This window comes from Brevibacterium sp. FAM 27836, assembly GCF_051351055.1.
Classification (GTDB): Bacteria; Actinomycetota; Actinomycetes; order Actinomycetales; family Brevibacteriaceae; genus Brevibacterium.
This window is the reverse complement of the sequence record NZ_CP195711.1, coordinates 1,710,299-1,730,066: the sequence shown is the minus strand read 5'-3', so window position 1 is coordinate 1,730,066 and position 19,768 is coordinate 1,710,299. Positions and strand designations below refer to the sequence as shown.

The window sequence follows — 19,768 nt, the reverse complement described above, 5'->3', positions numbered from 1 at the left end:
AGAATTGCCGATCACCTCGACGATCCTCGACGTGGCACTCGAACGCCCCGATCAGCTCGCCCTCGCCGGGTCTGAGGCCCGACTGAGCTACGGGGAGCTCGTCGCTGACTCCCGTGTCGCGTTCGCCGTCGTCGACTCCCTCCACCGGGCGCAGACCGAACCGCCGCGGCCCGCCCCGGAGACCCAGGGAATTCCGATCACGGCCGTGAGCACCACCTCGGCGTTCTTCACCGCCCGCATCATCGCCGGTCTCGCCGGCTACCGCGCGGTCTCGGCGACCATCGATCCGCGGTGGCCGCTCGACCATCAGGTCGGAGTCATCCGCACGACAGGCATCGGCCTCGTCATCAGCGAATCGCCCACCCTCGCCGAGGCGCTCGCCGCCGCCGGCTGGACCGGGACCGTGATCACCCCGGCCGAATTCGCGACACGCGAGGCACAGGTCCGCAGCGCTGGCACCCCGGCTCCGGCCCCGACCGTCCGCGAGGCGAGCGAACCCTTCCTCATGCTCTTCTCCTCGGGCACGACGAGCAATCCCAAGGCCTTCATCAAGACCCGGCAGCAGTACCGGGACAATGTGGCCGTCTCCTCCGCTCACCTCGAACCGCTCCCCGAGGTGGCCACGCTCGCACCCGGCCCCGTGTCCTACAGCCTCACCCTCTATGCGGTCATCGAGTCGCTTGCCACCGGCGGCAGCGTCCACGTCGCCGACGACTTCGACCCCTTCACCATGGGGCCGCGCATCGCGGACGAAGCCATCACCCGCATCGTCGCCGTGCCCGCCGTGGTCAAGGCCCTCGCCGAGGCGGCCGGGCGTTCCCCCGACCGTTTCCACGGTCTCGACCTCCTCGTCACCGGGGGAGCGAACCTGCCCGCGAGCATCCGCGACCGTCTCGCCGAGGTCCTCCCCGAGGCCCGACTCATCAGCTACTACGGTGCCGCCGAGATCGGCTTCATCGGCGACAGCCGCGCCGGCGACGGCACCTGGATCACCGTCTACGACTCGATCGGGGCCGAGGTGCGCGGAGACGACGGGCAACCCCTGCCCGATGGAGAGATCGGCACCCTGTGGATCAGGGCCGCCGCGTGCTCCGACGGCTACGTCACCGGCACCACCGACGCGCAGCTCCAGGGCCCGGACGGATGGGCCAGCGTCGGCGACCAGGGACGCATCGAAGGCGGACTGCTCCAACTGGCCGGCCGTGCCGGGGATATCGCGATCACGGGAGGACACAAGGTGTCCCTGCCGGAAGTCGAGCGGGCGTTCGAGACGTGCCCCCGCCTCGGCGAGGCGTGCGCGATCGCGCTGCCCGACGACAGCCTCGGCAGCATCGTCGCCCTCGTCATCGAAACCGGGTCCGCCACCGGAGCCGGCCTTGCGCCGTCTGTCCCAGGCAAGGCCGCGCTGCTTGCTCACGCGCGTGCCCGCCTGGCCCCGCAGTTCGTGCCGCGTCGGTTCTACCTGATCGACCGACTGCCGCGGACCGTGGGCGGGAAGATCCGGCGCACGGAAGCCACCGAACTCATCACGAACGGACAGGGACAGCGACTGTGAACACCCCCACCACCCCACCGCGCCGAGTCGTCGTCACCGGACTCGGCGCCATCACCCCGAGCGGGCAGGACCCCGAATCCCTGTGGGAATCCGTCCGCACCGGAATCAGCGCCATCGACGTCCTCGCCGGTGAGCAGTTCGCGGACCTCGCGGTGCGCATCGGCGGACAGATCCGCGACTTCGACGCCGAGGCCATCCTGCCTCGAGCGCTCGCCCGCCGTCTCAGCCCCGTCCAGCACTGGGCCATCGCCGCCGCCGGCCAGGCCCTCCGCCAGGCCGGAATCGCCTCGGCCGCCGAGGAGCTGCCCTGGGACCGTGACCGCACCGCCGTCATCGCCGCCACCGGATCTGGGCCCGTCGATGCCATGCAGTCAGCGACCCGCGTCCTCGATTCCGGCGGCCCCCGCGCGGTGCCGCTGACTCTGGCCATCCACGGTGCGCCGGACTCGGCGGCCGCCCTCATCAGCCAGCGTTTCGATCTCCGCGGTCCCGGGCAAGGCGTGTCCGCGACCTGCGCATCCGGGGCGATCGGCCTGGGAGAGGCCATGCGACGCATCCGCCACGGCTACGCCGAGGCTGTGCTCGTCGTCGGGATGGAGGACTGCCTCGGCGCGGTCAATCTCGCCTCGAATGCGAACATGCGCGCCCTCGCCGCAGGCTTCGACGATGACCCGACCGCAGCGAGCCGGCCCTTCGACCGCGCCCGGAACGGGTTCGTCATGAGCCAGGGGGCGGCCGCGATCCTCCTCGAATCCGCCGACTCCGCCGCCGCACGCGGGGCCGAACCGCTCGCCGAACTCGCCGGGTTCGGCGCCGCCAGCGATGCCCACCACCCGACGAATCCGCATCCGGATGGGCGGGGAGCCGCCTCGGCGATGGTGCAGGCCTTGGCCGATGCCGGGCTGGAACCCGGCGACATCGACCACATCAACGCCCACGCCACGGGCACACCGGCCGGGGACCGGGCCGAACTCGCCGCCTTCGACGCGGTCCTCGGCGAGGACGGGCGAACGATCCCGATTTCGGCGACGAAATCATCGACGGGGCATCTGCTCGGCGCTTCGGGCGTGGTCGAAGCGATCATCGCGATCATGACGCTGCGCGATCAGGTGCTGCCGCCGACGCTCAACCTCTATGACCGCGAGTTCCCCGAATGGGACATCGTCGCAGGCCAGGCCCGTGAACTGAATGAAGACAAGACCCTCGCCGAGGCGGCCGCCACCACCGTGCTGTCGACTTCGTTCGGTTTCGGCGGCCACAACGGGGCGATCATCCTGAGCCGGAGTCTCGCCGCGGTGGGTGCGGCGCGCACGAATGAACACAGCTGAGAACAGAGGAGAGACGATGACCGACCGTGAGATGCGCGTTCGCGAACTGGCCGAGAAGCACCTGCCCGATGAGGCGCTCGAACGCTTCCGGCGGCGGGCCGATGTCTATGACCGCGAGAACCGGTTCTTCGATGAGGACCTTGAGGAGCTGAAGTCACTGGGTTACCTCACCCTGTTCGTCCCGCAGACCCACGGTGGACCCGGGCTGAGCCTGTTCGAGGTCTCCCGGCTGCAGCAGCGACTGGCCGCGGCGGCGCCGGGAACCGCGCTGGCGATCAACATGCACCTCATGTGCACGGGCGTGGTCAAGGCGATGAATGATCGCGGTGACGACTCGCTCAACTGGGTCTTCGACGAGGTCATGGCCGGTGAGATCTTCGCCTTCGGCATCTCCGAACCCTCGAACGACTGGGTGCTACAGGGCTCGACGACCGAGGCGGTGCCCACCGCGGACGGCGGGTTCGAACTCACCGGGGTGAAGATCTTCACGTCGCTGTCACCCGTGTGGACTCGGCTCATCGTCCATGGGGCCGTGGCCGCCGATGACGACGGCATCGCCGGACCCGATGCCGATGAACCGGCCGAGGGCGAACTCGTCTACGGCTTCATCGAACGTTCGGCGCCGGGGATCACCGTCTCCGATGACTGGGATGTGCTGGGCATGCGGGCCTCGCAGTCGCGGGCGACCATCCTCGACCAGGTGCCGATGAGGCCCGAGCGGGTCTCCCGGATCATCCCCGCCGGCAGACACCCCGACCTGCTCACCTTCGCCATCACGAGCAACTTCCAGCTGCTCATCGCCGCCGTCTATGCGGGAATCGCCGGCCGGGCACTGGAACTCGGTGCGGCCGGGCTCCACAAGCGGAAGTCCGCGAAGGCCGGCACCGCTTTCGCCGAGGTGCCCGAGGCCCGGACCCGCCTGGCCGACGCCCACCTCGACCTCATGCCGGTGACCGCGATGATCGATGCCTATGCGCGGGACTTCGATGACCTGGTCGATCACGGGGCAGGGTGGCCGCTGCGGCTCGTGGGTGCTCGCATCAAATCCGCCGAGGCGGCCCGACACTGCACGGAGACCGCGCTCATGTGCACGAGCGGCAGCGGATTCGGCAACAAGCACGAACTCTCCCGACTCTTCCGCGATGCCGCGGCCGGACTGTTCCACCCGCCGAGCGCCGATGCCGCCCGCCCCATGTACGCGGCGGCTCTGCTCGACGAGTAGGGAGGGAGCCGGCGGCTGTCCTTGTCGTCGCTCAGGTAGCGCGAAACTCGAAAAGAGCGCCGCCAGCGACGACTTTTTCGACGTTCGCGTTACCTGAGGGCGCCGCCCCCTCAGAGCTCCGGCAGGAGTGAGATCGGGTTCTCGATGCAGGCGGCGACGAAGGTGAGGAACTCGCTCGGTTCCTGACCGTCACAGGCCCGGTGATCGAAGACGAAGGACAGGTACATGACCTTGCGCACGGTCAGCTGTCCGTCGACGACCCAGGGACGTTCCTTGATCCGGCCGAGACCGAGCATGGCCACCTCGGGGAGGTTGATGATCGGGGCCGAACCGTCGACGCCGAACACACCGTAGTTGTTGAGCGTGAAGGTTCCGCCCGAGAGCTCAGTCGGATCGAACTTCCCTGTCGTCGCCTTGCCGACGGTCTCCGACACCGAATCGCGCAGCTGCCGCAGGCTCATCTCGCCCGCCCCGTGGACGACGGGAACCATGAGCCCGCGCGGAGTCTGCGCGGCCAGTCCGAGGTTGATGTCGCCGTGGGTGACGATCTCACCGGCGGCCGTGTCGATCGAGGAGTTGATGATCGGATACTTCTTCAGCCCGGCCACGACGAAGCGAGCGACGAGCGACAGCAGCGAATACTTCTCACCCGTTCTCGACTCGAGTGCGCGCTTCGTGTTGAGCAGCTCGGTGGCGTCGACGTCGAGCCAGATCGTCGCCTCGGGGATCTCCTGCCGCGACTTCGTGAGGCGTTCGGACACGACCTTCCGCAGCCCCGTGATCGGGGTGCGAGTGTCGCGGTCGGACCGATGGGAATTCGCTGCTGCGGCATCGCCGGCGAAGGCGGGCAACTTCGCCGCAGCGGCTGTTCGGGATGCGGAAGCGCTCGCCGAGGCGGCTCCCCGTTCCGTGCCCAGGTGCGGTTGGTTTGCCGGCGACGTCCCTGCGGGGACGTGGGCAGCGGCACCTGCCCCGGACCCGATCGCTGATTGCACATCGACCCTGGTCACGACCCCGCCTGGGCCGGTACCGGGCAGGTGCTTGGCGCTGATGCCGTGATCCTTCGCGAGCTTGCGCACGAGGGGAGAGGACACGGGGGAGACGTGGTTGTCCGCATCGCTCGCTGATTCGTCGGCGGCGGACACCGACGAGTCGACCGTGGAGGACGGTAACGAGCCATCAGCGCGTGCGGGCGCCTCTGTCGGCGGCTGCGTTGGAGCATCCGGGACGACGGTCGGAACGGCGGGAGCCGCAGTCGGTGCGGCGGTAGATGTCGCATCCGGTGTGGCCGCGTGCTTGCCGCCGAACGAGCGTTTCTTCGTCGACCTGGTCTTCGGCTCCGAAGTGCCGTAGCCGATGAGGTTCGCGCCGTTCGATTCGTCGGCGCCAGTCTCGCCGCCGTCGTCTCCGCCGTTTGCGTCGACTGCGCTCGTGCTCGCCACCGCGCTCTCGGAACCGCCGTCGGCTGTCGACTCAGCGCCCGCGCTCACCTCGGCCCCCGCCTCGGCGACGGTCAGCAGGGCCTGACCTGCACTGACGGTGTCCCCGGCGGCGGCGTGGAGGCTGACGATGCGTCCCGCGTAGGGGCAGGGGAGTTCGACGACGGACTTCGCGGACTCGACCTCGACGACCATCTGATCGACCTGGACCTCATCGCCGACGGCGACCTTCCAGGAGATCAGCTCGGCCTCGGTCAGCCCCTCGCCGAGGTCGGGGAGGATGAACTCGCGCGTGGCCGCGACGGAGCCGGCATCGCGACGCACAGAACTCGTCTCAGCACTCATCACAGCTCCCAATCCCACGATTCGAGTGCATCGAGCACGCGTTCGACCGTCGGCAAGTAGTACTCCTCCATCTTCGGTGAGGGATAGGGCACGTCGAACCCGGCGATCCGCAGGATCGGGGCCGACAGGTGCGTGAAATTGCGTTCGGTGAGGCGGGCGGCCACCTCGGCGCCGTATCCGCCGAACTGCGCGGCCTCATGGATGACCGCGGCCCGCGAGGTCTTGCGCACCGAGGCGGACACGGTCTCATCGTCGAAGGGCGACAGCGTGCGCAGGTCGATGACCTCGACGGACAGACCGTGCTCGGCACCGGCTTCCGCGGAATCGAGTGCGGTGCGCACGGTCGGACCATAGGCGAGGAGGGTGACATCGGTGCCCTCGCGGAGGACCTGAGCACGGTCCATTGCGGCCGTGGTCACAGGCAGGGAGAGGGTCTCCTTCATCCAGTACCGCGACTTCGGCTCCATGAACACGACCGGGTCATCGGAGGCGATCGACTCGCGCAGCAGAGAATACGCGTCCGCCGGATTCGAGGGCGTGACGACGGTCAGCCCCGGAGTCGAGGTCCAATACGCTTCGGAGGAATCCGAGTGGTGCTCGACGCCGCCGATGTCCCCGGCATAGGGAATGCGGATCGTGATCGGCAGGCTGACCTTGCCTTTCGTCCGGTTCCGCATCTTCGCCACATGGGACACGATCTGCTCGAATGCCGGGTAGGCGTAGGCGTCGAACTGCATCTCGACGACCGGGCGCATCCCGTTCATCGCCATGCCGATCGCCGTGCCGATGATCCCGGACTCCGCCAGCGGCGAGTCCCAGACCCGATTCGACCCGAATTCCGCGCGCAGTCCTTCCGTGACACGGAAGACCCCGCCGAGGCGGCCGACATCCTCACCGAAGATGAGCACGGTGTCGTCGGCGGCCAGACTGTCGCGCAGCGCCTGGTTGAGCGCCTTCGTCATCGTCACCGAGGACGGGGCGGACCCGACATTGCTCGCCGAGGCGGCCGTGGCGGTTTCGTCGTTCACCGCGGTCGGATCGGTGGTGGAATCGGTTCCCGTTTCAACGCTCATGCGTGCCCCGCCGCTGCGAGTTCGGCTTCGAGGACCTGCTGCTGCTCGGCCAGTGCGGTGCGCGGGCGAGCGTAGACGTGGGCGAAGAGTTCGCGCGGGTCGATCTCGGCCTCGGTGTTCATGGCATCGCGGACGGACGCGGCCAAGGTCTCGGCCGCCTCGGCGATCTCATCGACGCCGGCATCGTCGAGGGCACCGGTCTGACGCAGGTACTTCTCGAGACGATCGATGGGATCGAACTGCTTCCAGTGTTCGACCTCCTCGGCGTCGCGGTACTTCGTCGGGTCGTCGGAGTTCGTGTGCGATTCCATCCGGTAGGTCAGGGCCTCGATGAGGGTGGGGCCGTCGCCGTTCCGGCCGCGCTCAAGGGCGGCGGTGACAGCGGCGAACACAGCGGCGACATCGTTGCCGTCGACGCGCAGCCCGGGCATTCCGTAGCCGGCGGCCCGGTCGGCGAGCATCGTCGCGTTCGTCTGCTCCCGCAGCGGAGTCGAGATCGCATACTGGTTGTTCTGGAGGACGAAGACCGTCGGCGTCTGCCAGACGGAGGCGAAGTTGAGGGCCTCATGAGCATCGCCCTCGCTGCTGGCGCCGTCGCCGAGGAAGGTCAGAGTCGCAGCATCCGTTCCCTTGAGTTTCGCCGCCATGGCGAATCCCGTGGCATGCAGGGTCTGCGTCGCAAGAGGCGTCGCCGCAGGTGAGATGTGGTACTCGTGCGGGTCGAACCCGCAGTGCCAGTCGCCGCGGAAGGCCGCGAGGATCTCGGGCACGGGCACCCCACGGGTCAGCAGCGCTGCCGAGTCCCGGTAGGTGGGGAAGAGCCAATCGCCGGGGGCCAGCGCGGTGGTGGCCCCCACCTCGGCGGCCTCCTGACCTGCCGCGGAGGGATAGGTCGCGAGTCGACCCTGACGGGTCAGGTGCGTGACCTGTGCTTCGAACCGTCGGACGAGGACCATCTGCCGGTAAAGCCCGGTCAGGGTGCGATCGCTGGGAATGCGCAGCCCCTCGGTCGGGGTGTCGGTGAGCCGGCCATCTGCGCCGATGAAGCTGATCGGCTGCAGCTGGGGCAGTGAACGGCCTGTGGTGGGAACGTCAATGGTCATGCCCCCATGGTGACGTGAGCCGAGTCACGATTCCATGGCGTCACGCCAGGTGAGGACGGGCGGCCAAACGTGTCGCGAACTCGGGACGAAGGGGCCGGTTCCGGCAGGCCGAGTGGACATTTGGCTGGGCGGTCGGGGGTTCATTCACGCGGGCGCGCCGGTGCCACGGTCTTCAGATCTCACCCCAACGATAGCCGTGGGAGGTGAAGGCCTCGGCGATCGCAGCTTTCTTGCCTTCGACGGTTCCCTTGAAGGCCTGATGCCCGCCTTCGGTGACGACGACGAGTTTGCCCTCGGCGAAATATGCGGTCGAAAACGAGGCGCGGGAGATGCGCAGCGGGTGGTCGTCGTCTCGTCCGATGGTGATTCCGTGCTCGTCGATGCGCAGGGGAGTCGTCGAGGCGGCGATGACGAACGTGGCGATGAGCCCGAGCGCCCCGCCGATGATCGGACGGGCGATGACAACCCACGCCTGGTCGAACCGGCTGAGCTTCTCGATGACGTCTCCGAAGGGGATGGGGAATGTCGCGGCGATCGATCCGAGTGCGGGCAGGAAGAATCCGAGCGCCACGCCGATGCCGATGCAGACGAGGCCGATGACGACGACGTCGGTCCGACTGAGCGCGAACGTCGCAGCGGTGTGGGGCTGCTGGGCGGTGGGGTCGTTCTTCTGTCGGGGCTGGTCCATCACATGCTCAATCCTCGAAGGCCTTTGCGGTACTCCATGATACCAAAGTGGAACATGTGTGTTCCACAAGTAGACTGCTCTGTATCGTTCACCGAGTCAGGGAGGGGGTGTGCCGGTGCAGGGCATGCGTCGATTGGGCCAAGACGCCCTGGTCAGCGAGGCGCTGACCATTCTTGCCGAGAACCCGCAGGCGTCGATGATTGAGCTCTCGCAGTCGATCGGCGTCGGCCGCACCACTCTCTATCGGCATTTCGGTGATCGGGAGGCGCTCGTCGCCGCGGCGGCCCGGCTCGGTGCCCGGCGATTCGGTGAGGCTGTCATGAAGGCCCGGCCCGGCGACGGCGATGGATTGGCCGCGCTCGAGCGGATCTGCGCGGAGCTGTTCACGCTGCCCGATGTGCTCACCCTGCTCTTCGCCGACAACCCGATCATCACCGATGAGACCTTCGCCGAGGCGGCCACCGAGTCCCGTGCGGATGCAGAATCTGCGGGCGGTGGCGCGGAAGGTGCGGGTGACGATGCCGATCCGCTCGAAGCCGTCATCGCGAGGGGGCAGTCGGACGGCTCCATCGATGAGGGCGTGCCGATCGGATGGGCGGCGGCGTTCGTCTACCTCACTATCGGCTCCGGACACCTCTTCAGCGTGAGTGTCGGCGTCGACGATCCGACCGTGCGCGCCCAGTCCCTCGAGCTGACCATCAGGGCGGTGCGGAAGACCCTGGGGTCGCCCGGAGTGTGATCTCGGTAAAGACGCGGGGCCATGCCGGGTCGGTTCTGGGGCGGACGAGGTCTGGCTTGTTACCGTTATTGCTTCAGTTCATCCTCGGCAGGAGCAGTGCGTGTCTTCTTTCTTCGACAGTCCCGAATTCCACGGTATGGCAGCGGGCGGCAAAATCAGCCACAACCCCGGCATGGGCGATCGGATGATGCGGGAGTTGGCGCCGTTCCTCAAAGCTGAAGGCGTCGACATCGACGATCCGGATGCGGACTTCACCGAAGCCGAATTCCACGCAGCCATGGAAAGGGCACAGGTGGCGTACAACCGCCGTCTGTTCACTCCGGTCGGTGCCCATCGCGGACTGGCGGTGGGGAAGCTGCGGTCCTTCTCCCTTGCCTTCGCCGAGGGTGATACCAAGCGCGCCGAGGCTGTTGTGGCCTCCCTGCCCTCGGATCCTGAGGACTTCAATCCGAGCGTCGCACAGGTGACCGGGGTGGCGATGGGCCTGGTCGACGAATGGTTCACCGACGAGACCCACGGACCCAAACTGGGCGGAGTGATGGCGCCGAAGTGGCCGACGAAGAAGTCCCGTGCCGTGGCACGCGACATCCTGGCGCTGGCGCACAAGGGGCGCGTCGTCGACAGCCTCGACCGCCTCATCAACAGCAACAGCGGATTTCACGTCCTCGAAGGGTCCATGCTCGCCGTGGCCGCCGTGGTCGTGCGCCTGACCAAGCGAAACAAGGTTTCGGCGCAGGACGTCGTCGACGAACTCATGCCCCTCGACGGTTATCCGGAACCGGTCGCCGGCACCTACAGCCCCACCGACCGAGTGATCCAGGATGGTCAGGAAGCTCAGGACGGCCCCGCTGTGGAGCAGGACCTGCCCGAGTGGCTCGGCGGATCGAACGCTGCCGATAATGCAGCCGGTGCTGCCGCTGACCCGCGGGACATCGATGAGCGAATGGACGAGGTCGAAAAGACCGTCTACGAGATGCCGCTCTACCAGCGCTTCCGCGACTGGCTGGCCGAGGCCTACGACGACGGCGATGAAGACTCAGAGGTCTTCGACATCGCCCACCTCCTGTTCTGCATCGCCGTATCCTCCCGCGCAGATATCGACGAGCCGGAGGGAATCGACGACCTCCTCGACGTCCTTGAAAGCTTCGCCGTCGACGGACAGGAGGGCGCCGAGAATGCCGACGGCGAATCGCCTTCGACGGTGATCTTCCTCGACAGCCTCGAAGCTCTCGACAACTATCTCCGCTTCCGCATGGACACCGACGAGACCCCCGAACGCTGGAACGCCGCTCGCGCCCGAGCCGAGGCCGCGAGCATGCGCACCGACCCGCTACCCTCGGCCCTGATGGCCGCCGTCGAAGCCAATGCACTGAGCGAGGAGCAGCTCGCGCAGCCCATGACGCAGAACCGCCTCGTCACCGGCATCGCCGGAATCCTCGAGTGGATCGGCGACTCCCGACAGGTGACCGGAACGGGACGGGTGAAGCGAGCGGATATCGCCGAGGCGGCCGGACAGTTCGGCATCGATGCCGTCGGTGTGGCCTCGAACGCCCGGTACGAAGACGGCGTGAACTATGCGCGCAGCGCGGATGAGGTGCCCGTCCTCGAGGCGATGTGGGCCGTCATGCAGAGCGCGGAGATCATCGAGATCACTGGGACGAAGGTCAGGCCCGCCGACGCCGCTGACCAGTGGCGCTCTGGTGTGGTGAGCGCGGATGCGGCACTGCCGGTCATCGGCGCGTTCATCTACGAGCGGCTGCTCGACGTGATCAACCTGGTTCCCGGCGAGGACTATGGTGCCCCGGCGATCACGATCGCCCAGCGTCTCATCGAGATCCTCACTCCCGACTCCGCACCCGAGCCTCCCGAGCTCGACATCGACGAGGTGCGCGCCGGCCGGATCTCCACATTGCTGGCGGACGAGCTGCAGGAGCTGACCGAGCTCGGGCTCTTTGAGGCAGACGGAGACACGGTGTCCGTAGAGCCGGTGTACCGGCGCATCGTCGCCGGTGCCGCTCTCATGCTGCTCTCGCGCTGAGGATTCGGCCGGTCTCGGGAAAATAGTTGCCGACGACCTGTTGTGCGTTGCCGTGCTGCGGGTTAGGCTAGCCTATGAGAATTACGAAACATCGGTCTTGCCTAAGGCGGTTGACACGCTGGCTTGAAGTGTTGGACACGATGGTGGTGATTCTCTCTGTTTCACGTCATGGAGCCCTCGGCGCAAATTCCGGTGTCGAGGGCTTCGACGATTCACCGCACGGTTCATCTGCGGGGCCGATGCCCTGTCTGTGAGTCGCCCTGCCGGTGAGTCGTAGCCGGTGAATCGCTCAGCCGGCGCCGGGCCTGTGTCCCTCGGCCTCGTCGAGGATGAGCAGCGAGCGGGAGGACACGACGCCGGGCACCTCGTGGATCCGGCGCAGAATGACCTGTGAGAGTGCCGTATTGTCCGGGGCGTTGACCGTGACCAGGGCGTCGATGTCGCCGCTGACGGCTTGGACCTTCTCGACGAACGGCAGTTCGGCCAGATCGTCGCGGACCTGCGGCCAGGGGCGCTCGCCGATCTTGACGACGACGACCGCGGTCACGGTCATGCCGAGGGCGCGGCGGTCCACCTCGGCGGTGAATTTCCTGATCGCACCCGATTCGACGAGGGTGGTGAAGCGCTTGTGCGCCGCCGAGCGGGAGATGTGGACGCGCTCGGCCAGCTGGCGCACACTCAGGCGCGAATCCTCGACGAGGGCAGCGATGATGCTGCGGTCGATGTCGTCGAGGTCGAAAGCCACGGGGCGCTCCTTCACCGTTGATGTTCGCGTCCTGTCCGCCCGGGTTCGGATCGGCACCGGGAGGCAAGGGTCGGTCTGACCGTGTCCTGTCGGTCTGACCCCATTCTAGAGTCCCTCCTCGATTCTAGAGCCCCGCCTCGGCGAGGGTTCTGCGCCACACCGGGCAGGCTCGGGCGTCTGCGAGGTGCGGGGAAACGGGCCGGTGCGCGGAAGCGGGGAAGTGGGGCCGCGGTCCGAGGCATTGGACAAATTCTGTCGATCGTTCGTACAGTAACGAGGATGTCTGTGGTGCGTACCACGTACCATTGGTGACTGAAGAGATGATCGGATCCGGCCGGACCCGGTTAACCGTCGACAAACAGCCACCTGTAGATTATGAGACAGAAGTCTCACTGCAGCCCAACTGCTTCACGAAACTAAGGAGTCATCCTTGAAGATCGCGGTATTGGTCAAAGAGGTCCCGGATACGTACGGTGACCGGAAACTGAACTTGGAAACCGGGCTTGCCGATCGCGGTGCCTCGGAAGCCGTCCTCGATGAGATCGGTGAGCGCGCCCTCGAGGTCGCACTGGCACACAAGGACAGCGACAGCGACACCGAGGTGACCGTCATCTCGATGTCCCCGGACACCGCGACCGCCACGATCCGCAAGGGTCTGGCCATGGGCGGCGACAACGCCGTGCACGTCGCCGACGAGGGCCTGGCCGGTGCCGATCTCGGTCTGACCGCCGAGGTGCTCGCCGCCGCCATCCGCCGCGGCGAATACGACGTCGTCGTCACCGGCAACGTCTCCACCGACGGCAACGGCGGCATGATGCCGGCGATGCTCGCCGAGCACCTCGACTACCCGCACGTGACCGGCCTGGCGACCGTCGAACTGACCGACGGCAAGGTCTCGGGCTCCCGCGCGATCGAAGGCGGCAAGCAGCAGGTCTCGGCCGAACTGCCCGCCGTCATCTCGATCACCGAGGCGCTGCCCGAAGCCCGCTTCCCGAACTTCAAGGGCATCATGGCCGCGAAGAAGAAGCCCTTCGAGGTCATCGGCCTGTCCGATCTGGGCATCGATGCCGAGGACCAGTCCGTGGCTCGCTCGATCATGGTCACCGTCGCTGAGAAGCCGCCGCGCGAAGCCGGCGAGAAGGTCGTCGACGAAGGCAATGGCGGCGCCGAGCTCGCCGAGTACCTCACCAAGAACCGTCTGGCCTAAGGAGAATCGTCATGTCAGAATTCCCGCAGGACTCCATTCTCGTCGTCCTCACCGCCGATGCCGAAGGCCAGCTGGAGAAGCCGGCCGCCGAACTGCTCGGCGGCGCCTCTGAGATCGGCTCGCCCGTCGCGCTCGTCCTCTCCGCTTCCGGCGGTGCCGATGCCGCGGCGCAGAAGGCCGCCGAACTCGGTGCCACAGCGACTCTGACCGCAGAAGTCGCCGAGGGCAACCTCGGCAACTCCGCCGTCGATGCTGTCGCTTCGGCCGCCGAGCTCACCGCCCCCGACGCCGTGCTCGTGCCCAACACCCTTGACGGCCGCGATATCGCCGGCCGCTTCGCAGTGCGCAGCGGTTCGGCCGTGTCCGTCGACGCGATCGGCGTCGAGCGCGACTCCGAAGGCATCGTGGCCAATCACTCTGTCTACGGCGGCGGCTACACCGCCTCGTCGGCTCCGACCTTCGGCGCTCCCGTCATCACGGTGCGCCTCGGTGCGATCGAGACCCGTGCGGAAGCCCAGCCTGAGAACACGCAGGCCCTCGAGGTCGCCGATTCCGGTAAGCGTGCCGCCTCGATCGATTCGTTCGAAGCCATCGTCGAGACCTCCTCGCGGCCCGAACTGCGCGGTGCGCAGAAGGTCGTCTCCGGCGGTCGCGGCGTCGGCTCGGAAGAGTCGTTCGAACTCGTCGGCGAATTCGCCGACGTCCTCGGTGCCGCTGTCGGTGCTTCGCGTGCGGCCGTCGACGCCGGTTACATCGCACAGTCGCATCAGGTCGGCCAGACCGGTGTCTCCGTGTCCCCGCAGCTCTATGTGGCACTGGGCATCTCGGGCGCGATCCAGCACAAGGCCGGAATGCAGACATCGAAGACCATCGTCGCGGTCAACAAGGATGCCGAAGCTCCGATCTTCGACATCGCCGACTTCGGCGTCGTGGGCGACCTGTTCAAGGTCGTTCCGCAGGCGATCGAAACACTGAACGAAAACAAGTCCTGATATGGCGACCTATTCCAGTTCACTGCGCTCGGGCCTGCCCCGGGTCGAAGGTGGTGACCCCTGGCCCCCGGAGGGCACCGTCGGTGAGCCCTTGGAAGAGGGCGCATCGTGGATCGCGGCGACGTCCGAGTCGGAGGAACTGGATGAAGGTTCCCCCGCCGAGGCGGCCGAGCCCGAGACGACCGACGTTGAGCAGACTGCCGCTGAGCCGGTGGCCGCTGAGTCGACTGCCGCTGAGTCCGTCGAGGTTCCGCTGCGTCGTGGTCTGCCACGCGTCGAAGGCGGCGAACCATGGCCACCGGAGGGCCTCGCTCCTGCCGGAGTGAAAGCCACCGGCGCGTCTGCGGCACCCGCTGCCGACTCGGACGTCGAGGCTGAGACCCCGAGCGATGAACCGACCGAAGAAGCCGACGAGCCGACCGAAGAGTCGGCGTCCGCAGCTCCGGCTGCAGCCGCTGCGACCGCTGGTGCCGGAGCTGCCGCTGCGACCGGCGCAGAAACCGAATCGGTCGAAGCCGAATCGTCGGACGAACCTACCGCTGAACCTGCCGCCGAGGCTGCACCTGCGGCCGCGAGCGAGGTTCCGCTGCGTCGTGGTCTGCCCCGTGTCGAAGGCGGAGAGCCCTGGCCGCCGGAAGGCTTTGCGCCTGCCGGGGTCAAGGCCGCAGGAGGCACGTCCGCCGGCGCCGCTGCTCCGGCAGCGGCTGCGCCCGTCGACCGGGCCGCGGACGACACCGCAACGCAGGCCGACTCTGCCGAAACCGCTTCAGCTGACACGTCAGCCGATTCCGCCTCCGAGTCGTCGTCCGCGGCTCCTGCAGCTGCCGCAGCCGCCGCGAGCGGTTCGGGCTCCGGAGAGCTCTCGGACGTTCCGCTGCGCCGCGGACTCCCCCGCACCGCCGGGGGAGACCCCTGGCCGCCGGAAGGCTTTGCCCCCGCAACGGCAGTGAAGACTGCCGGAGCCGGGCAGCCAGCCTCCGCTTCGGCACCGGGAGACGCGGCAGATTCGCCCTCGACCGACACCGCATCGGCTCAGGCAGACAAGCCTGCCGATGATGCGCAGTCGACCGCTGAAACGAAGCAGGACTCGAAGCCGACCCCCGGTGACGAATCGGGCGAGAAGAAGCCCCAGGGCCGACGCACCGGCATCGGCGGCGTAGGCGCCGGTGCGGCCGCCGCAGGTGCGGGAGCCGCCGCCGGTGCGGGTGCCGCCGCAGCGGGAGCCGCCTCGGCGAGTTCGGAGAAGTCCTCCGACGCGACCGAGAAGAAGCCCGCGCAGCGCCAACCCATGGGCAAGCCAGCAGCCAAGGCCACGGCCAAAACCACGCAGCGCAAGCCGATGGCCAAGCCCGCCGCGAAGTCGTCGGAGCAGTCTGCGGCACGCACCGCGGACAAGCCGGCCGCAAAATCGGCACCGGCTGCGAAGGCCGCGTCTTCTGGTTCGGCCAGTACTGCCTCGGCGAAGCCTGCAGCGAAGAAGGAACCGGTCATGATCGGTTCGAAGTCGCTGGGACAGTGGTCCAAGCTCGTCGGGCTGGGGCTCGGCGGACTCATCGTCGTGGCCGGAATCCTCATCCTCGCCGCGCGCGGAGTCACGACTCTGCCGGGCGTGCCCGAGTTCCTCGAACGCTACCCGGGCGAATACCACATCCCGGACTTCGTTGATCCGGGCTTCCCGGGCTGGGTGCGGTGGACGCACTTCCTCAACATCTTCTTCATGGTGCTCATCATCCGCTCGGGTCTGCAGGTGCGCCATCAGCAGAAGCCGCCGGCGTTCTACACCCCGAAGAAGGGCGGGAAGAAGGTCAGCATCAACCTCTGGCTGCACACGGGTCTCGACCTGCTGTGGTTGGCCAACGGTGTCGTCTTCGTGGTGCTGCTCTTCGTCTCCGGACACTGGGCGCGCATCGTGCCGACCAGTTGGGAAGTGTTCCCGAATGCTCTGTCGGCGATGCTGCAGTACGCGACGATGGAATGGCCGATGGAAGACGCGTGGGTCAACTACAACGCGCTCCAACAGCTCATGTACTTCATCGTCGTGTTCATCGCCGCGCCTCTGGCAGCGATCACGGGCGTGCGCATGAGCGAATGGTGGCCGAAGGACGCTTCGACGCTGAACAAGATCTACCCGGCGCCGCTGGCTCGGGCGATCCACTTCCCGACGATGCTGTTCTTCGTGTTCTTCATCCTCGTCCACGTGTTCCTCGTGTTCACGACCGGACTGCGACAGAACCTCGGCTACATGTTCGCGGGAACCGACGTGGTCGGATGGGCCGGACTGATCTGGTTCATCGTGGCCATGGTCGTGGTTGTGGCCGGGTGGTTCGCGGCCAGGCCGCTGCTGCTGGCACCGATCGCGAACCTCTTCGGGCGCGTCTCGAGCAGGTAGGCGGAAGCGCCCGATTCCGGTGCCGCGGCACCGGAGGGCCGGGACTCACAGGCGAAAGGCCCCGTCGGACATTCGATCCGGCGGGGCCTTTCGCATGCCTTCTGCGCATTGCCGGGAAAAATCTCTTGACCGGGGACCGGTGACACAATAGCCTTAAATGCAACCACGTTGTAAAGAATGCAACATGGTCGAAGCGTCACCGTTCACGACGATGGAGAAGACAATGAAGTCCGACCTCGCTCCAGAGGACAACGATGCGGCGAAGACCGAAGGGTCTTCACCCGCCCAGCCCACGCTCGAACAGAAGCGCACCCTGCGGCGCGTCGTCTCCGCAAGCTTCGTCGGCAACTTCGTCGAATGGTTCGACTACGGCGTCTACGGATACTTTGCGACCACCATCGCGCTCGTCTTCTTCCCCGCTTCCGAGGGCAACCTCGCTCTGCTGTCGACCTTCGCGGTCTTCGCCGTCTCCTTCGTCGTCCGTCCCATCGGCGGTTTCATCTGGGGGCACATCGGTGACAAGATCGGGCGACGTTCGGCACTGTCGATCTCGATCCTCATCATGTCCGTCGCGACCTTCGCGATCGGGCTCCTGCCCAGCTATGCCATGGCAGGCTTCTTCGCCCCGGTCCTGCTGCTCGTCGTCCGCCTCGTGCAGGGCTTCTCGGCTGCCGGCGAATATGCAGGCGCTTCAGCGTTCCTCGTCGAATATGCCCCTCCTCGCCGCCGCGGACTCTATGCGGCCGTGGTGCCTGCCAGCACCGCGACGGGGCTGCTGCTGGGCTCCGTGCTCGCGGCGGTGCTTTCGGCCACTCTCAGCGATGGCCAACTGGAGAGCTGGGGCTGGAGACTGCCGTTCTTCCTCGCCGCGCCCATGGGGCTGATCGGCCGCTACATCCGCACTCGGCTCGAAGACACACCGGCCTTCCGCGAACTCGCACAGCAGGACGAGGTCATCAAGGCACCCGTCTTCGCGATGTTCCGCGACTACTGGCGACCGCTCCTCATCGCGATGTGCGCGGTTCTGCTCAACGCGGTCGGGTTCTACGTCGTCCTCACCTACATGCCCACGTACCTGACAACCGAACTCGGCTACGCGGCGACCGAGTCATTCATCGCCACGACCATCGCGCTCGTGACCTACATCGGCTTCATCCTGCTCACCGGGCTGGCCTCGGACCGGTTCGGTCGCAAGCGGATGCTCACCATCGCCTCCATTGCCTTCATCGTCCTCACGGTTCCCGCCTTCATGCTTCTCGACGCCGGCAGCTTCACCGTCGTCATCCTCGTCGAGGTCGGACTCGGCGCGATGCTCACGCTCAACGACGGGACGCTTCCCAGCTTCCTTGCCGAGATGTTCCCGACGAGGATCCGATACACCGGCTTCGCGGTGAGCTTCAACGTCTCGAACGCGCTGTTCGGCGGCACCGCCCCCTTCATGGCGACACTGCTCATCGGTATGACCGATTCGAACCTGGCCCCCGGCTGGTACCTCATGGCTGCGGCCGCCATCTGTCTCGGCGCCGTCGTCTGCGCCAAGGAGACCTTCCACAAACCCCTGCGCGAAGTCTGAACCTGCGCAGAATCACCCTCACGGTTGGACCGCGTGTGCAGCCGTGCCCAAGGAACAGGAGAAATCAATGACCACTTTTGCCGACAGCACCTCCGTCGCCGACCTCGACCGCCTCAAGGTCCTTCACAACGGGGCCAAGACGCCGTTGACCTTCTCCGATGCGGAGATGGAGCGGAGGCTGACCGGCCTGCGTGCGATCATGGCGGAGAAAGAGCTCGACGCAGTAGTCCTCACCTCGTATCACAACATCAAGTACTACTCGGACTTCCTCTTCACCTACTTCGGACGGTCCTATGCGATGGTCGTCACCGCCGATGACACGGTGACCATCACTGCGAACATCGACGCCGGAATGCCGTGGCGGACCAGCTACGGCGAGAACATCGTCTACACTGACTGGCGCCGCGACAACTACTACTACGCAATCCAGGAGGGTCTGCGCCAGCGCGGCATCGGCAATCCTCGCCGACTCGGCGTCGAAGACGACAACCTGCCGTTGGACAACCGCAACCGAATCCAAGCGGCCTTCCCCGATGCCGAGCTCGTCGACGTCGCACAGGCGGCCATGCGCCAGCGGATGATCAAATCGGCCGAAGAGATCGAGGTCATCAAGCACAGTGCTCGGATCGGCGACCTCGGCGGTGAGGCGATCAAGGCCGCGATCACCGAGGGCATCAGCGAGTACGAGGTCGCTCTCATCGGCACCGAAGCGATGGTCCATGAGATCGCGAAGACCTTCCCGGACCAAGAGGTGCGGGACACCTGGGTGTGGTTCCAGTCCGGAATCAACACCGACGGTGCGCACAACTGGGCGACGACACGGAAGATCCGCAAGGGCGATATCCTCAGCCTCAACTGCTTCCCGATGCCCTCGGGCTACTACACAGCGCTGGAGAGGACGCTCTTCTACGGTGAACCCGATGAGCGATCACTTCAGCTGTGGAACGTCAACGTCGAGGTGCATAAGCGCGGCCTCGAACTCATCAAACCAGGGGCGGTGTGCAAGGACATCGCTGCCGAACTCAACGAGATCTATATCGAGCACGGGCTGCTGGCCAACCGGACGTTCGGATATGGGCATTCCTTCGGTGTGCTCAGCCACTACTACGGTCGGGAGGCCGGGCTCGAGCTGCGTGAGGACATCGACACGGTCATCGAACCGGGCATGGTCGTTTCCATGGAGCCGATGATCACCGTCCCCGAGGGGCAGCCCGGCGCCGGCGGATACCGTGAACACGACATTGTCATCGTCGGCGAGAACGAGTCCGAAGACATCACGAAGTTCCCGTTCGGGCCCGAGCACAACATCATCCCGGCCTGATCCCTCGGGGG

15 protein-coding genes are annotated in these 19,768 nt (G+C 66.8%); 10 read left to right on the top strand and 5 right to left on the bottom strand.

Going from position 1 to position 19,768, the window contains the following annotated elements:
• Window positions 1-4: 4 nt before the first annotated feature.
• The 3 genes from ACSE4D_RS07810 to ACSE4D_RS07800 are packed head-to-tail and all read left to right on the top strand — an operon-like array spanning window position 5 to window position 4,105.
• Window positions 5-1,555, top strand: coding sequence for a class I adenylate-forming enzyme family protein (locus ACSE4D_RS07810; protein WP_425119154.1), 1,551 nt, complete (start codon window positions 5-7; stop codon window positions 1,553-1,555).
• The gene (locus ACSE4D_RS07805; protein ID WP_436327013.1) at window positions 1,552-2,883 is read left to right on the top strand and encodes a beta-ketoacyl-[acyl-carrier-protein] synthase family protein; all 1,332 of its coding nucleotides are present in this window, start codon (window positions 1,552-1,554) and stop codon (window positions 2,881-2,883) included. The genes ACSE4D_RS07810 and ACSE4D_RS07805 overlap by 4 nt, the downstream gene beginning before the upstream one ends.
• A 16-nt stretch (window positions 2,884-2,899) precedes the next feature.
• Window positions 2,900-4,105, top strand: coding sequence for an acyl-CoA dehydrogenase family protein (locus ACSE4D_RS07800; RefSeq protein ID WP_436327012.1), 1,206 nt, complete (start codon window positions 2,900-2,902; stop codon window positions 4,103-4,105).
• 110 nt (window positions 4,106-4,215) lie between these two features.
• On the opposite strand, the gene ACSE4D_RS07795 is transcribed toward ACSE4D_RS07800, so the two are convergent.
• The 4 genes from ACSE4D_RS07795 to ACSE4D_RS07780 all read right to left on the bottom strand — a co-directional run bounded on the left by ACSE4D_RS07795 (window position 4,216) and on the right by ACSE4D_RS07780 (window position 8,753).
• Window positions 4,216-5,889 carry a dihydrolipoamide acetyltransferase family protein gene (locus tag ACSE4D_RS07795; protein WP_436327011.1) on the bottom strand — a complete coding sequence of 558 codons (1,674 nt, stop codon included), beginning with the start codon at window positions 5,887-5,889 and terminating at the stop codon, window positions 4,216-4,218.
• Entirely contained in the window at window positions 5,889-6,962 is a 1,074-nt protein-coding gene (locus ACSE4D_RS07790; RefSeq protein ID WP_436327010.1) for an alpha-ketoacid dehydrogenase subunit beta, read from the bottom strand. The genes ACSE4D_RS07795 and ACSE4D_RS07790 overlap by 1 nt, the downstream gene beginning before the upstream one ends.
• Window positions 6,959-8,065 (bottom strand): pyruvate dehydrogenase (acetyl-transferring) E1 component subunit alpha, encoded by a 1,107-nt coding sequence (gene pdhA / locus ACSE4D_RS07785; protein ID WP_135537600.1) that lies wholly within the window; start codon window positions 8,063-8,065, stop codon window positions 6,959-6,961. Before pdhA ends, ACSE4D_RS07790 begins: the two co-directional genes overlap by 4 nt.
• 172 nt (window positions 8,066-8,237) lie before the next feature.
• Window positions 8,238-8,753, bottom strand: a complete 516-nt coding sequence (locus ACSE4D_RS07780; protein ID WP_135537599.1) for a YqeB family protein — start codon at window positions 8,751-8,753, stop codon at window positions 8,238-8,240.
• Between the two features lie 109 nt (window positions 8,754-8,862).
• Between ACSE4D_RS07780 and ACSE4D_RS07775 the strand changes: the two genes are divergently transcribed.
• Together ACSE4D_RS07775 and ACSE4D_RS07770 are read left to right on the top strand one after the other, a co-directional pair.
• Window positions 8,863-9,492, top strand: coding sequence for a TetR family transcriptional regulator (locus ACSE4D_RS07775; protein ID WP_240689557.1), 630 nt, complete (start codon window positions 8,863-8,865; stop codon window positions 9,490-9,492).
• A 100-nt stretch (window positions 9,493-9,592) separates the two neighbouring features.
• Window positions 9,593-11,530 carry a hypothetical protein gene (locus tag ACSE4D_RS07770; RefSeq protein WP_135537598.1) on the top strand — a complete coding sequence of 646 codons (1,938 nt, stop codon included), beginning with the start codon at window positions 9,593-9,595 and terminating at the stop codon, window positions 11,528-11,530.
• Window positions 11,531-11,819: 289 nt separating this feature from the next.
• On the opposite strand, the gene ACSE4D_RS07765 is transcribed toward ACSE4D_RS07770, so the two are convergent.
• Window positions 11,820-12,275 (bottom strand): Lrp/AsnC family transcriptional regulator, encoded by a 456-nt coding sequence (locus tag ACSE4D_RS07765; protein WP_135537597.1) that lies wholly within the window; start codon window positions 12,273-12,275, stop codon window positions 11,820-11,822.
• Window positions 12,276-12,705: 430 nt separating this feature from the next.
• On the opposite strand from ACSE4D_RS07765, the gene ACSE4D_RS07760 reads away from it, so the two are divergent.
• The 5 genes from ACSE4D_RS07760 (at window position 12,706) to ACSE4D_RS07740 (ending at window position 19,757) form a co-directional block, all read left to right on the top strand.
• The gene (locus tag ACSE4D_RS07760) at window positions 12,706-13,482 is read left to right on the top strand and encodes an electron transfer flavoprotein subunit beta/FixA family protein (protein ID WP_425119162.1); all 777 of its coding nucleotides are present in this window, start codon (window positions 12,706-12,708) and stop codon (window positions 13,480-13,482) included.
• Between the two features lie 11 nt (window positions 13,483-13,493).
• Window positions 13,494-14,474 carry an electron transfer flavoprotein subunit alpha/FixB family protein gene (locus tag ACSE4D_RS07755; protein WP_135537595.1) on the top strand — a complete coding sequence of 327 codons (981 nt, stop codon included), beginning with the start codon at window positions 13,494-13,496 and terminating at the stop codon, window positions 14,472-14,474.
• Window position 14,475: 1 nt separating this feature from the next.
• Complete coding sequence (locus ACSE4D_RS07750; protein ID WP_425119166.1) at window positions 14,476-16,863, top strand: cytochrome b/b6 domain-containing protein; 2,388 nt, start codon at window positions 14,476-14,478, stop codon at window positions 16,861-16,863.
• A gap of 223 nt (window positions 16,864-17,086) precedes the next feature.
• A complete protein-coding gene (locus tag ACSE4D_RS07745; protein WP_436327127.1) occupies window positions 17,087-18,436 on the top strand; it encodes an MFS transporter in 1,350 nt (449 codons plus the stop codon).
• A gap of 67 nt (window positions 18,437-18,503) precedes the next feature.
• Entirely contained in the window at window positions 18,504-19,757 is a 1,254-nt protein-coding gene (locus ACSE4D_RS07740) for an aminopeptidase P family protein (protein ID WP_135537593.1), read from the top strand.
• Window positions 19,758-19,768: the final 11 nt, after the last annotated feature.